A 14,217-nucleotide genomic window follows, 5' to 3' on the forward strand; every position below is an offset into this window, starting at 1 on the left:
TCCTATATGAATATTAGGTATTGATATAAGGAGTATTCTATGCTGCGATCGCTTAGACAAACGCTGGCGTTAGTAGTTTTGTTAGCGTTTTCGTTTCTTTTATGGTCTTCTCCAGCTTTAGCTGTAAGTTCCTCAGCAGGTCAATTCACCACGGCTGTTGATGCTTGTGAAGCCGTAAGCTCGATTAAAAAAGGCACAAACCCTGGTGATGTTAGATTACAGCCAGGACAGACTTATCAAATCGTTGATCAAAATAAGGATAACCCGACTCACTACCTGCTGGAAATTGCTGGTGCCACCCCTTCTCAGCGTTGGGTTGCTATTAGTTGCGTAAGTTCTAATGGTGTATCTAGTGACACTACAGGAAACATCCCCCCTGTAATTCCTGTGGCTGTGGGTAATGACTATTTACTAGCAGTAAGTTGGCAACCTGCTTTTTGTGAAAGCAAACCCGACAAAGCTGAGTGTAAAAATTTAGCACAACACCCAGACCGTCCCGAAGCTACTCACTTCGTTTTACATGGTTTGTGGCCTCAGCCAGCATCTAATATTTACTGTGGAGTCAGTCAAAGTGATATCAATTTTGATAAAACTAGTGATTGGTCAAAATTGCCAGCTGTAGAGAAAGAACTGTCACCAGAAACATGGGCAACGCTACAAGCAGTAATGCCAGGAACCGCTTCTAACTTGCAAAGACATGAATGGATTAAGCATGGTACATGCTATCAAGGCACAGCAGAGGAATATTTCACTGAAGCCATTGCTTTGCTTGATGTCTTAAACAAATCACCTATTCAAGCATTAGTAGCGAGTAATATTGGTCGCCAACTTACTCTCAAAGATATTGATCAAGCCTTGTCATCTCTTGTTGCTGATGCTGGAGATAAGACAGAGGTTAAATGTACCAATGCAGTATTAGGTGAACTGTGGCTGAATCTCAGAGGTGATATTACACCTAACACTTTAATTAGTGACTTGCTAATCAATAGCCCAAAAGCCAAGCAAGAAAAGTTCCAGTCTTGCTTAATTGATGATGCACGTAGTTAATTAAAGTCGTTGGGTTAAGTATAAAATAGTGAGGCGATCGCACCTACTAAATTTGCCTGCGATCGCCCATTTTTATAAATAAATATAACTCAGTTGAAAAACATCGATACTTTTCAGACTCTGACCAATGAAAAAGGGAAAATGACAACCTATTTAACTTGCAGATTTCAACGCATCCAACGCTAAATTTAATTTCAACACATTAACTCCTGGTTCACCAAAAATACCCAAAAAGCGATCGTCGGTATTTTGAGCTATCAAAGTTTCTAACTGCTGGGGTTGGAGTTCTCGCGCTTTGGCTACACGGTTAACTTGTGCTTTGGCAGCTTCCGGGGTAATGTGGGGGTCGAGGCTAGAACCAGAAGTGTAAACTAAATCGGCAGTAGGTTGAATACCTGCTTTTTTTAACCGATTTAAATCACCTTCAACACTTTTGCTGGGGTCAGGATCATCTTTACCTTTGATACGTTCAATTAATGCTGAATTACTTGGTGCTAAATTACTCGCGCCAGAAACCCCAGTTTTTAACACTCCCGCTTCATCTTTTTTCGGGTCAGCAGTGCTGTAACTAGTGGTACTAGGACGACTATTAAAGTATCTTTCGGATGTGAAAGGTTGACCAATTAAACTAGAGCCAATTACTTGACCTTGGCTATTTTTAATCAGACTACCATTGACTTGAAATGGCAAGATAATCTGTCCAATACCAATCATCACAAAGGGATAGATAATAGCGCCAATTACCCAAAGAACTAAAGTAGAACGAATGGCTCTGTTAACTTCGCGTGCAAAACTCATTAGAATTTCTCCGGAACAAACATAACAAAAAATAAATAAGTAGAAAGACCCAAAGTTACTAGTCCTAACAGCCCTAATGACCAAGCTTGAACATGGGAAAAACTTTCTCCGGTGGCAGCATAAACAACAGGTGCAACCACGATGTTTAAACACATTCCCAAAAAGAGATATAAAGGCAGTTTTGGAATGCGGTAATCAGCAGTGAAATCAATTATTTCTGCCAATATTTGAGGTAAACGAAAAGTTTTCATAACATTGATAATTCGTGAAAAATTAAGACAAAGGTAGGATGACATCAATTAATTTGATGGCAATAAAAGGTGCAACAATTCCGCCCAAACCATAAATAAAAATGTTGCGTCTTAATAATTGATCTGCTGTTAGGGGACGGAATTTGACTCCTGTCAGTGCTAAAGGAATCAGTACCGGAATAATCAGGGCGTTGTAAATTAGTGCTGAGATAATTGCTGATTGGGCGCTTTTCAGTCCCATAATGTTGAGTGCGCCAATTCCCGCCGCCGCAAAGATAGTGGGAATAATGGCGAAATACTTAGCAATATCATTCGCAATAGAAAAAGTAGTTAACGCCCCACGGGTAATTAATAACTGTTTACCGATAGTTACCAAATCAATTAACTTGGTGGGGTCAGAATCTAAATCCACCATGTTAGCGGCTTCTTTAGCGGCTTGTGTCCCAGAGTTCATCGCTAAACCCACGTTGGCTTGAGCTAATGCGGGTGCATCATTAGTACCATCTCCGGTCATTGCTACTAACTTACCTTGAGATTGTTCAGCGCGAATTACACCAATTTTGTCTTCTGGTGTGGCTTCAGCGATAAAATCATCAACACCAGCTTCTTGAGCAATCACACCAGCCGTAATGCGGTTATCACCTGTGAGCATTATTGTCTTGACACCCATCCGCCGGAGTTGGTCGAATCTTTCGCGTAAACCAGGTTTAATAATATCTTTGAGATAAATAACCCCAAAAATTTGGTCATCTTGACAAACGGCTAAAGGTGTACCACCTAACCGCGAAACTCGCTCATAAGCTGCATCAACATCACTAGCAATATCGCCTCCACGAGAGCGAACAAAGCTTTTAATGGCATCTACCGCCCCTTTACGGACTTGTTTCCCGTTGGGGAGATTTGTCCCACTCATCCGGGTTTTGGCAGAAAATTCTACACCTTCTGTTTGGTTGATATTGAAATCTACACCAACGTGATAAGTATCTGCCAGTTTGACAATTGATCTACCTTCTGGTGTTTCATCAAATATACTGGCAGCATGGGCAACTCTGGCGACATCTTCGATAGTGTAACTGTTGACAGGGATAAACTCATCCGCCATCCGGTTGCCCAAGGTGATTGTACCTGTTTTATCTAGCACTAGGGTATTGATATCACCACAGGCTTCGACAGCGCGTCCAGAGGTAGCAATCACATTAAATTGCGCTACTCTATCCATCCCCGCAATGCCGATCGCACTCAGCAAACCACCGATGGTTGTTGGTATCAAAGCAACCAGCAAGGAAATCAAAATCGCTACACTCGCACCAGCCCGTAAGCTGTTGCCGGCTTCCGCCCCAAATATAGTACTGATAAAGTTAGCAATATAATTAACAAAGGGCGGCATTGTTGCCACCACAATTAAAAAGACTTGGGTTAACACTGCTAACAATACTGTTAAGGCAATTTCGTTGGGTGTTTTGGTGCGTTCTGCGCCTTCCACTAAAGAAATCATCCGGTCAATAAAACCCTTACCAGGATCAGCAGTAATCCGAATTGTTAATTCATCAGAAAGCAAGCGCGTACCGCCTGTAACTGAACTGGCAATATCTGTACCTGGTTGTTTGAGTACCGGGGCTGATTCTCCTGTGATGGCTGACTCATCCACAGAACCAATTCCTTGAATCACTTCACCATCGGCGGGAATCATGTTATTAGCTACTACTTTGACTAAATCGCCGCGTCGCAGTTCTGTAGAATTAACTGTTTGAATTGAACCATCAGGAAGAATTTTACTCGCAACGGTATCAGAACGGGTGGAGCGCAAGGAATCAGCCTGGGCTTTACCGCGTCCTTCGGCTACGGCTTCGGCAAAGTTGGCAAACACAACGGTGAAAAACAGGATGAGTGTAATTAACCCGTTTAATAAGCGTTGTTGATTAACATCTGCTTGAATTGTGCCGAATAAATTGGGGTCGAGGGTGACGAGAAAGGTAACAATTGTTCCTACCCAGACGATAAACATGACTGGGTTACGGACGGCTATTTTAGGGTGGAGTTTAAGAAATGACTCTTTAATTGCTCTTTGGTAGAGTCCCCGCATATCTGCTTTGGGGGTATGTTTGCGCGAGTCACGGATTCCTTGAGGAAGACGAGGTGTTGTGTTGGTTTTCATAGAGAGAGTGAATTGTTTCGCGCAGAGACGCGGAGGCGCGGAGAGTTTTTAACCGATGCCTTTGGCTATCCAGAAGGCTTCACCGATGGGGCCGAAGGCGAGGACGGGAAAGAATGTGAGTGCGCCGAGAATTAAAATTACGCCTGCGGTTACGCCTGTAAATAGTCCGGTGTCGGTGCGTAATGTGCCAACTGTGAAGGGGACTTGGGGTTTGCGAGACATACTATCAGCCAGTAAGAGTAAGCCGATGATGGGGATATAGCGTCCGGCGAGGAGGCTGAAGCAAGTACTGAGGTTCCACCACAAGGCGGTTGCGGTGGTTTTTGCGCCTGCTGCAATGGCGATGGGTGATGGTTGGGAGTCGCCCAAGCCTTCAAAGCCTGAACCGTTGTTAGCCGCAGCCGAAGCATATTCATAAAGGACTTGGGCAAAGCCATGAAAGCCGGGGTTGCTGATTCCTGCTAGTTGGTCGGGGAAGGCTAAAGCAATCCCGGCAGGAATCATAATTGAGATGGGATGAACTAAGAGAATCAAGAAACTCGCTAGTACTACCTCGCGCTTTTCGATTTTGCGTCCGAGAAATTCTGGTGTGCGTCCTACCATTAAGCCTGTGACGAATACTGCCAAGATGAGGTAGGCAAATAAATAAGCTGTACCTGTACCTTGTCCACCCCAAATTATTTGTAAAAACATATTGGAGAGGGTGACAAAACCACCGTTTGGCATGAAGGAGTCGTGTAAACTGTTGACTGCGCCGCACATGGTTCCGGTGGTACTGACGGCAAATAAGGCTGATTGCGCCCAGCCAAAGCGGACTTCTTTACCTTCTAAGTTGGGTTGGGTGCTACCCAACAGTGTGTTGACTGCGGGGTTGCCGTTATATTCACCAATGGCTGTGATGATAATAAATACGATGTAAATTACGCCCACCATCCCGTAGACTAACCAGGCTTGTTTGGTGTTATTGGCAAACAAGCCGTAGGTATAAATCAACGATGTGGGAATTGATAACATCGCTACAATTTGAATTAAGTTAGAAAATCCGTTGGGATTTTCAAAGGGGTGGGCTGAGTTGATGGCAAAAAAGCCGCCGCCGTTTTCTCCGAGTTGTTTGATGATTTCAAAATGGGCAACGGGGCCGAGGACGATCGCTTGACTTACACTAGAATCTTCTAAGGTAGGAAATACAACTGGCCCTGCCAAGGTTTCGGGAACACCAGCCGCCATCAAGGCAATTCCACCAACAATACAAATAGGTAATAAAATTCGCGTAATTGAGCGAATCAAATCTACATAAAAGTTACCTAATGGTCTACCTGTTAACCCACGAATAAAAGCAATTCCCACTGCTAAACCCGTGGCGGCTGAGGTGAACATGTGATAACCAAGTCCCCACATTTGACTGGCGTAACTCAAATATGTTTCACCAGAATAATGTTGTTGGTTGGTGTTAGTAATAAAAGAAATTGTTGTGTGTAGGGCTGTGTCCCAAGTTGGTGCAGGTATTTTTGTTGGGTTAAAGGGTAGCCATCCTTGATTCATAATAATCAAGAATATCAGCAACCCCATAACGATGTTGCTGTACAAAATGGCTCTGGCATATTGCCAGCCTGTCATTTCTGCTTTAGTTTGTACGCCAACTAAAGAGTAAAGTATGCGTTCAATTGGGTTTAAAATTGGGTCGAGAAATGTGCGTTGTTCTTGGTAAACCCGCGCTATATATCGCCCAAAAAATGGAGTTATAGCTACTACAATTAGTAGCGTTAGTCCAATTTGAATCCATCCTTGGAGCATAAATATTAATTATTTAGAAAATTTGTAATTACTTGGATTAATTTAGATCATCGATTTTTTATGAGGGAAAAACAAGAGATAGAAGATATAAATTTATACTTATTTTTAGATATATAGCGTTTATTTTTTTCTATATCTAGCGTTTAGTTTGTTTCTATACGCTACCAATTTATAATGAACAAACCGCATTAGACACGAAGTGGCCTCCCGAAGGTTAGGCTCAGAGAGCGCAGAGTAATAATGGTTAGAGAAGTCAGGACTGCCGTTATAGTAGTCCTCACTTCTATTGTCTACCTTGTCTCCCTTATCTCCCTTATCTTCCTTGTCCCCTTCCCTTGTCTCTAGTTATTCACATATCAATTCAATGCCGAATTAATTGCCTCTTCTTGACCAACTAAAGATAAGTAAGGGGTTTTTAAATGGCGACTAGCCGCAGCTTGAGCATCTTCCACAGTCACGTCCGCAATTAGCTGTTGAAATTGACTATCAAAATTAATCCCTAAACCTAAAATTTCATACCAGCCATAAATTTGGGCAATTTGTCCGTTAGTTTGTTTACCTAAAGCATACTGTCCAAGAATTTTGTTTTTCGCAGCTTGAAAGGCGTTGGCGGAAACTTCCGTCGCCGAGAGTAAATCAACTTCTGTCCGCAGTCCGTCAATGGCAATGGTAGTATTTTCTGGGGCTGTACCCATATAAACGACAAACGAACCAGGATACAAGCGGGTGGGATAAAAAGCAGAGACTTCGTAAGCCAGACCGCGTTTTTCGCGTAATTCCACAAATAAACGACTGGATAAGCCATTACCCAAGTAGGTAGACAGCAGTTTCAGTGGGGCGTAATCTGGAGAATTGACAGCTGTCCCTAAATAACCCAACATCACAATCGATTGTTGTGTTTCCAGCGGTTTGAGAAGGCGTTGGGGGTTCACGGGAATTTTGGGCAGATTTAATACTGGTAGTGGTTCTGGAGGTATTTGCCAATCACCAAGCACCTGCTCTACTAAGGCGACGGCTTCTGTTAAGGTAATTCTGCCGGCGATACTCACAACCAAATTATCGGGACGGAAATAAGTTTGGTGATACTGCACCAAGTCTTGGCGAGTAATACGGCTCATGGTAGTTTCATCACCTAGCAATGACATCGCATAGGGATGATTTTGGTATATAGCTTGCCGCATTTGCTCAAAAGCTAAAGTAAAAGGCTGTTCTTTTTGGGAGCGAATATCTTGTAAGGCTAACCGCCGTTCTAATTCTACTTGTTCATCGGGGAAGGTGGGCGATCGCAAAATTCGTCCCGTCAATGCCAATATCTCTGGAAAATCTGAGGTGACAGTCTTTAAAGACAACAAAAAATAATCTGTAGAGGTATCTGCACTCAAACTAGCCCCTACAGATTCTACTTGTTCGGCAATTTCTAAGCTCGAAAGCCCTTCACAGCCTTTAGTCATCACCGCCGAAAGCAAATGTGCTAACCCGGCTTGTTCTCGTTGTTCGTAACAACTACCAGCCCGGAGAAAAATTCGCCCAGCAATAATATCCGCCGCCGGATTTTCTGCTACTAACACCACAATGCCATTGTTGAGTACAGTGCGATGAATCAAGGAATGAGACAGGGAAGGTTTTACAGTTGGAGTCATTTTTTAATAGTCAATGGTCATTAGTCAATCGTCATTAGTTCTTTTCACCCCTGCTCCCTTGCTTCCCGTCTGACTTTTGACTTGAAAGTGCTGAGTGCTGAGTAAAAATGCTAGTCCCACTTTCATGCTTGGCTATGAAACTTATTTCATCGGGACTGCCTTCTTAGTAACCTGGTTTCAGGATAGTCACTGCATAATTCTGCGGTGAAAGATACTGTTTAGCTAATTGTTGCAGTTCTTGGGTAGTAAATGACTGAATTTGCTCTGGATAAGTTGTGGCTACTTCTGCTTGAGCAATAGTATTGTAGTAACCATACAGCCCGGTTAATTGGTTGGGCGTTTCCGTCGAAAAAGCATACTCATTACATAACAACCTACGCATTCTCGCTAATTCTTGTTCCCTAATTCCGTCAGTTTGCAAATCATGTAAATGACTGCGAATTAAGTACTCTACTTTCTCGATGTTTTCTGGTTCTAGCCAAGCAGTGATAGTAAATAAACTCGATTCTTTTTGTAGAGAAAAATTACTACAAATTCCATACACTAATTGCTGTTCTTCCCGCAAGTCACGCACTAAGCGCGAAGTCCGCCCCTCTGTTAAGAATACAGATAACACATCTAAGCCGTAAGCGGTGCGGAGTTGGTCAACGCCTGGTGCAGTCCAAGCCATTAGTAACCGCCCTTGCTCTAGCCTGGGTAAACAGAGTTCTTGACGCTCTATACCTTGAATCACTGGTTGTTTGGCTGTGATGGATGGTGGACAATCAACAGGTGGGGCAAAATTAGCAAATGATTGATTCACCAATTCCCAGGCTTTGGCTTGTTCAATTCCGCCCACAATTACCACAGTCATATTTTCGGGCTGATAGTGAGCGCGATGAAAACAGCGCATATCATCGGCTGAGTGCTGCATCAGTTCCTGCTCTGTACCCAGCACCGAACGTCCATAAGGATGCTGCGGATACACATTTTTGATCAAAGACTGAAATCCCAACCATTCAGGATCATCATAACAAGAGCGAATTTCTTCTAGTACTACATCTCGTTCGCGCAGAAATTCATCTTCAGGAATTGCCGCATTCACTAGTATTTCTGCCAGATAAGGCAAGGTATCTTCTAAATAAGGTGCAGCCGTTGTCACGCAGTAATGAGCATAATCATGACTGGTGGCTGCATTACTTACACCACCACGGTTTTCAATTTTATCATCAAAAGCTCCAGGGGCAATTTTGGCTGTGCCTTTAAAAATCATGTGTTCTAAAAAATGAGCCATTCCAAACCACTGTTCTGGCTCTCTGGCTGCTCCAGCACGCACCCATACATCCGCCACAACCACAGGAGTAGTCGGAATCTCTTGATGAATCAATGTTAGACCATTATCAAGTTTTAAAATCGAGGCTGGGAAAACAGGATGAATTAATTGTTGTGACAATTTTTTGTAGATTAACCACAATTTAACGTAATCTGGTCATCTTAACTCTTAACTAAATCTAAATTAGAATCATTTGATACAGATTGATTAATATTTATCATGTAAAATTTTTAGCCAAAATTAGACAAAATACTTCATTTCTGTATATATTCTCTCTTTTACCACTCACTCATAACCTCTCACCCGTTTTATTTCACTGAAGATTAAGTTCTTGAAATGATGCTGAAGTATCTTGTAGTTGTAAGTTTTCGGTGTTAACTGGCTGGCCATTAACTTCTATTTTGTAGTTACCTTGCTGCAACCCTTGTAAATAATAGACTCCTGCGCCATTGGTAACGGAGAATCGCTTTTGTCCCGAATTGAGTTCTATGGCTTCGACTCTTGCGCCGGGAATTGGTTTACCGCGAGAATCAGTAACCACGCCTGAGCGAGTAAAAGAACGAATCATGGGTAACATAACAGGTGTGTAACTGCCAGCAACGACATCCACGGCTAAAGCTTCAATGGCTGTTTGCCAGTTGGCTGGAAAGCCAGCCGGATCGAGGTCAAGGCGATATTTACCGGGAGATAAATAAATCAAAGCGCCATCATTTTGAATTGTGGGTGCGAAAGACTGTAAAGGTTGATTGTTAATGGTAAATAGTAAGTTTGGCTGATCCAAATATATAGGTTCATTGGGATCGCGTTTACCGTTACCGTTGCGGTCGAAAAATGGCTGAATCCAAATTCCGCCTTGAGTACGTAGGTTGTTCGCTTGGCGAGAGGGGTGAGGCTTGATACCTCTTTGCAAGTCAAGACTAGATACCAACTCTAAGCCAAAACTTGGTTCATTGGATGTGGTGGAAATGCCTTGATAACGTCCCCGGAGTAATAAGCCAGGGAGAATATTGGTGCCTAAAGTTGCAATGACCCCAGAACCAAGGGAACCAATACCATAAGCTAGTTGTGCTTCCCAAAGATAGTTACCATTCAACGAGCGTTGTGGGGAACGATAGCGCCATCCCAAGGTAGCGAGGCGATCGCTTTGAGTAAAAATATTACTAGTTTCATAACCCAAAAATAAGGCATTGCCTTGGTGAGTAAATTTCTTGGGAGAAACATAGTAAGCTAATTCCGATGTTGAAGCAATCTCATTACCATTACTGTTTAACTCTAGCTGTCCCCAACGATGCAATAAATTCCAGCGTAAATGACTTTGGGTATTGAAAGTCATCCGCGCAAAGGTAAAAGAATTTTTGCGGTTATGAGCAATCTGCACACCGCCAAATCCGCCTTCTTTGCTATCCACACCACCAAGTAAAGTCAACCAAGGAGACATTCGCCAATCAAAATCAAATCGGCTTTTATAGCGATCGCTTGTAAATCGCGTATTAATCTGAGGTGAGATATCAAATGTGACATTAGTATTAATATCCCAGCGATCGCCACTCAACGCTGATAAAGCAACTTTTAACGGCAGATTTTGGGGTTGATAAAATATTTCTGCCAAACCGCGAAATGATTGATCGTAAACACCACCCAAACCTACTGTTAAATCAGGAGATAAACCCCAACGTTGCGCTACACCACCGCGAAAATCAGCAAACTCCCCAATTACAGAATTAGCCTCAGCAAATTGTCTGCGGAAACCACCAGAAACCACCAACGCACTCGCGCCGGCGGGGAGTTGTCCGGGTAAAGTAGAAAATGTCACATTTCTAATTTCTGGTGTTTCTGTTAATCTTCCTTGGGGATAAAGCAACAGTTGATAAGTTGCCCCTAAAAATCGCGTATCAACTTTGACATCATTAAAGCGATAAATTCCCGAAGAATCTACCAAAACTTCGGCAATAATGCGATCGCCTATACCTTGAGTCAGTCTCACTAAAGTTCCTGGTGCGGCTTCTCCTGTAATTACTCGCCCAATTTGATCAGATTGCATCCTTTGATTGGGCGATAAACCACCACCGACAATTTTGGGCGGTTGAAATCCCCAGCGTTGAATTGTGGTCAACCCCCAATAATCACCAGTACCTTGGCTCAACCAAAAAGGAGCCTGTGAACCAATCACATAATCAGCTTGATTTGTTTGTCGGAGAAATTGTGCTTCTGCAACTTGCCAAGCTGTGGGATTTTGAAACTGAGGTTGATTAACACGCACAAACCAACTACCACCCAAAGCTGTACCCACTGCGGCGAAGTCTCCCTGATAATTAGACGCACCACTAGCTGAACCGCTAACGTTCAATTTTTGCTCAACGGCGGTCAAAGTCAAGCCAGGAGCAGGAACTTCTGGTAATCCAGCTAATTCCACAATGGGTTCTGGTGGTGCAATTACCTGGGTGGCTTTGAGTAACCAAGGGCGTTCTAAGCGCACAGCATAATCACTAATATCAAATTTGGCTGTGACTCCCAACAAAGTTTGCAACTGAGCAACCGAAAACACCAATCCCAATTGCGGATCATTTGTGAGTTTTTGCGGATTAATTCGAGTCACCAAACCAGGAGCGCGAACTTCTAATTGACCATCATCCAAAGTTGTGACATTGAGTTGCAAAGCCCTAACAACAGCCTCATAAGGTATCAACCATTGCTCAAAATTAATTGCTTGCATACCATCTTCTCGACCACGCATTAACACACTTTTAATGCTGGGACGTTGGTCTACATCTAAGCCCACGGGAAAAACCTGTAACTCTTCTGAGATTGGCGCTTTAATCGATGGTGGTTCGCTTCTCGCTTTTGTTTTCTCTTCTAGGGAAGTCTGCAATGAAGAGTTTGATAGTTGAACTCTATGCGATAAAGAAGCTTCGGGAGTAAAGCTTTCGGGCGGTGCGATGACTGGTGCAAATGGTATTTCTGAGTCATCTGATAATTTAACTGGATGAGATAAAGAAGCTTCGGGAGCAAAGCTTTCTGGTGGTGCGACGACTGGTGCAAACTGCTGCTTTTCTGAGTCAGAAGTCTGCGAAACAGATGATTTGATAGTTGCTGTGGGAGTGGAAGTTTTGTTTATGGGAGAGTATTGAGGAGGTAAATTTTCGGGTGCGCTAGGTTTGATGACGGCTGGGTTGGAACTGGCTGGAGACAATGATGCAGCAGTTTGCGGTTGAGCGATCGCATTTACAGATGGTAAATAATTAGTATCTGGGGAAAGTTCAGTATTAGATATTAAGTAAGACACAGGATTTTAAAAGAGTAACAAATTAAATCAATTTTTTATAAAATGGATTATTCAAATTTGAGTAAATCTGAATGCTTACTCAAAATTAGTAATAATTATCAGGATTTTGTAGCGTTAAATCTGCATAATTATTGCAACTATCAAAACTATTTATATCTTTGTACCTTCGTGAAACAATAATTACAAACACACAAAGGTACAAAGTAGGGAGAATGCTGAAGATATCAGGAAATAATCTGACCTGATTAACGAAGAGCAGATGCCGCAGTTTGAGGGATAGTCAAATTCAGATTGAAAGGAACCGTTTTTTCTGTCAAGCCTTCACTCCACAATAGCTCCCCGCTCAGTTCATATTGACCAGGAGTGATTTCTGGTTGATTTTGCGCCACAAGGTTGAGGAAAAAATTGCGATCGCTTTGAGCCACAATAGCTGTTGGTGGTAATTGTCCACTTCTAATCACTTTTCCTGCTCTTTTTAAATTCCAGGTCGCTGTGGGTAAAACCGAAGCCGTACCTGTATTTTTAACCAACAGTTGAATTTTCTTCGCAGAAGCATTTAATTGGGCGCTATCTACTATTAAATGAGGTGATACATTACCTTTACGAACATAGAAAGTAGAACCAACTTTACCAATGATACTAATGGCATTGCCATTAACATCTTCCGCACGAATTTCTTTGAGGTTTTCGGTAAAAATCACCACTCGATATTCACCATCGGGTAAGTTAGGTGGCAGTTGACTTAATAACCGAATGCGTCGAGTAGCGCCAGCCGGAATTGTCAGTTCTCCTGGTGAAAATTGTAAGTAAGGAGAAAGGTCTGTTGGGCTAGATTTTAAAGATTGAAATCCTGTATCTCGATTATATGTAAAAGGCTGAACATATACACGGGCGCGGAAAGGTTCATTAGTCATATTTTTGACGTTAATTACACCTTCTGCTTGTCCTTGGTGAGCCTTAGTTGTAATTACCATTGGAGAAATTTGAACTTGTGCTTGAGCAGTCTTAGCATTAAAAAATCCTACTGATAATGCCAAACTACTCAGAGAAGTTGCAGCAATAATCACACTATGTTGCTGCTGGAAATTCTTGAGTAAGACTCCCAATTTTGTTAGAGCCAAATTACTAATCATGATGTTTTTTGGTAAATCTCCAAAGGTTTAGCAAGATAAGGAAGATAGAACTAAAGTTGAGTCAACAAGATTTATGGCATTACCCTTCAACCAGAACTCAACTTATAACCAACAAGCTTATATTTTTAAGGTGTGACTGTTAAATTCACAGTGAACCCGTATGTTCCTGCTGTTAAAGCACTACTGCTAACCACAAGCATCTGTACATCTAAAGGAATAGTTGTACCAGGAAGTACAGTTTGAGACGCACCAGCCACTCCAGCAGTAAAAGTGGCTGCAATTGTTCCTCCAGTAGCTGTTGCAGTATATACAGGAGAAGTGATAGTTGGCCCGGCTGTTTGGGTAACACCTGTAATATTGAGACTACCAGTACTGCCTGTACATGATACCTGTGCTGTTCCTTTGGTTCCTCCATCTGCTAACGCACTACTCAAAGTAGTAGCCGTGGGGTTGCCTAAAGTACCATTACCAGGTGTACCCGGAAAAGAACAAGCAGCAACAACTGAACCACCAAACGGCACATTTTCCGTATCAGCCGCCAATGTTTTAGATGTAACAGCAAAACTTCCTAAAATCAAAGCTGAAGCGATAAAAAGACGACGAATCATTGCAGGTTCCTCAATTAATGGTGTTAACTGAAGTTGGCGATGAGTCTTCAACAGTAATATCTAATACCAAATTGAAGAATGATTGCGACAAATGGATTGCTAAAAAGCTTACCAATAGACCCTTTTTCAATCCAAAATCTGTCTTGGAAAGTTTGCTCAACGGGGGAACCCGCGCACGCAAGTTCTCTCCGCACGC

10 protein-coding genes are annotated in these 14,217 nt (G+C 42.5%); 1 reads left to right on the top strand and 9 read right to left on the bottom strand.

Features of this window, described 5'->3' with window-relative positions:
• Nucleotides 1-39: 39 nt before the first annotated feature.
• Entirely contained in the window at nt 40-1,047 is a 1,008-nt protein-coding gene (locus H6G75_RS04995) for a ribonuclease T2 family protein (protein WP_190978867.1), read from the top strand.
• Between the two features lie 153 nt (nt 1,048-1,200).
• Here H6G75_RS04995 and kdpC read toward each other — a convergent pair whose 3' ends face one another.
• The 9 genes from kdpC to H6G75_RS05040 form a co-directional block, all read right to left on the bottom strand.
• Entirely contained in the window at nt 1,201-1,845 is a 645-nt protein-coding gene (gene kdpC, locus H6G75_RS05000; RefSeq protein ID WP_190978868.1) for a K(+)-transporting ATPase subunit C, read from the bottom strand.
• Nucleotides 1,845-2,096, bottom strand: a complete 252-nt coding sequence (locus H6G75_RS05005; RefSeq protein WP_190978869.1) for a potassium-transporting ATPase subunit F — start codon at nt 2,094-2,096, stop codon at nt 1,845-1,847. The genes kdpC and H6G75_RS05005 overlap by 1 nt, the downstream gene beginning before the upstream one ends.
• A gap of 22 nt (nt 2,097-2,118) precedes the next feature.
• Nucleotides 2,119-4,251 carry a potassium-transporting ATPase subunit KdpB gene (kdpB, locus tag H6G75_RS05010; RefSeq protein ID WP_190978870.1) on the bottom strand — a complete coding sequence of 711 codons (2,133 nt, stop codon included), beginning with the start codon at nt 4,249-4,251 and terminating at the stop codon, nt 2,119-2,121.
• Between the two features lie 48 nt (nt 4,252-4,299).
• The gene (kdpA, locus tag H6G75_RS05015; RefSeq protein ID WP_190978871.1) at nt 4,300-6,045 is read right to left on the bottom strand and encodes a potassium-transporting ATPase subunit KdpA; all 1,746 of its coding nucleotides are present in this window, start codon (nt 6,043-6,045) and stop codon (nt 4,300-4,302) included.
• 356 nt (nt 6,046-6,401) lie between these two features.
• Entirely contained in the window at nt 6,402-7,685 is a 1,284-nt protein-coding gene (locus H6G75_RS05020) for a pitrilysin family protein (protein WP_190978872.1), read from the bottom strand.
• A 163-nt stretch (nt 7,686-7,848) separates the two neighbouring features.
• On the bottom strand, nt 7,849-9,117 hold the full coding sequence (locus H6G75_RS05025; RefSeq protein ID WP_190978873.1) for a pitrilysin family protein: 1,269 nt from the start codon (nt 9,115-9,117) through the stop codon (nt 7,849-7,851).
• A gap of 193 nt (nt 9,118-9,310) precedes the next feature.
• Entirely contained in the window at nt 9,311-12,280 is a 2,970-nt protein-coding gene (locus H6G75_RS05030; RefSeq protein ID WP_313934795.1) for a carboxypeptidase-like regulatory domain-containing protein, read from the bottom strand.
• Between the two features lie 245 nt (nt 12,281-12,525).
• The gene (locus H6G75_RS05035; protein WP_190978874.1) at nt 12,526-13,413 is read right to left on the bottom strand and encodes a P pilus assembly protein, chaperone PapD; all 888 of its coding nucleotides are present in this window, start codon (nt 13,411-13,413) and stop codon (nt 12,526-12,528) included.
• A 125-nt stretch (nt 13,414-13,538) separates the two neighbouring features.
• Complete coding sequence (locus tag H6G75_RS05040; protein ID WP_242051461.1) at nt 13,539-14,072, bottom strand: hypothetical protein; 534 nt, start codon at nt 14,070-14,072, stop codon at nt 13,539-13,541.
• Nucleotides 14,073-14,217: the final 145 nt, after the last annotated feature.

This window comes from Nostoc sp. FACHB-280 (assembly GCF_014697615.1).
In the GTDB taxonomy this organism is placed as follows: Bacteria; Cyanobacteriota; Cyanobacteriia; order Cyanobacteriales; family Nostocaceae; genus Nostoc_B.

What these genes read in the sequence shown, in the direction of transcription:
- H6G75_RS04995 (WP_190978867.1), top strand. Translation starts at nt 40, where the DNA reads ATGCTGCGATCGCTTAGACAAACGCTGGCGTTAGTAGTTTTGTTAGCG.
- kdpC (WP_190978868.1), bottom strand. Translation starts at nt 1,845, where the DNA reads ATGAGTTTTGCACGCGAAGTTAACAGAGCCATTCGTTCTACTTTAGTT.
- H6G75_RS05005 (WP_190978869.1), bottom strand. Translation starts at nt 2,096, where the DNA reads ATGAAAACTTTTCGTTTACCTCAAATATTGGCAGAAATAATTGATTTC.
- kdpB (WP_190978870.1), bottom strand. Translation starts at nt 4,251, where the DNA reads ATGAAAACCAACACAACACCTCGTCTTCCTCAAGGAATCCGTGACTCG.
- kdpA (WP_190978871.1), bottom strand. Translation starts at nt 6,045, where the DNA reads ATGCTCCAAGGATGGATTCAAATTGGACTAACGCTACTAATTGTAGTA.
- H6G75_RS05020 (WP_190978872.1), bottom strand. Translation starts at nt 7,685, where the DNA reads ATGACTCCAACTGTAAAACCTTCCCTGTCTCATTCCTTGATTCATCGC.
- H6G75_RS05035 (WP_190978874.1), bottom strand. Translation starts at nt 13,413, where the DNA reads ATGATTAGTAATTTGGCTCTAACAAAATTGGGAGTCTTACTCAAGAAT.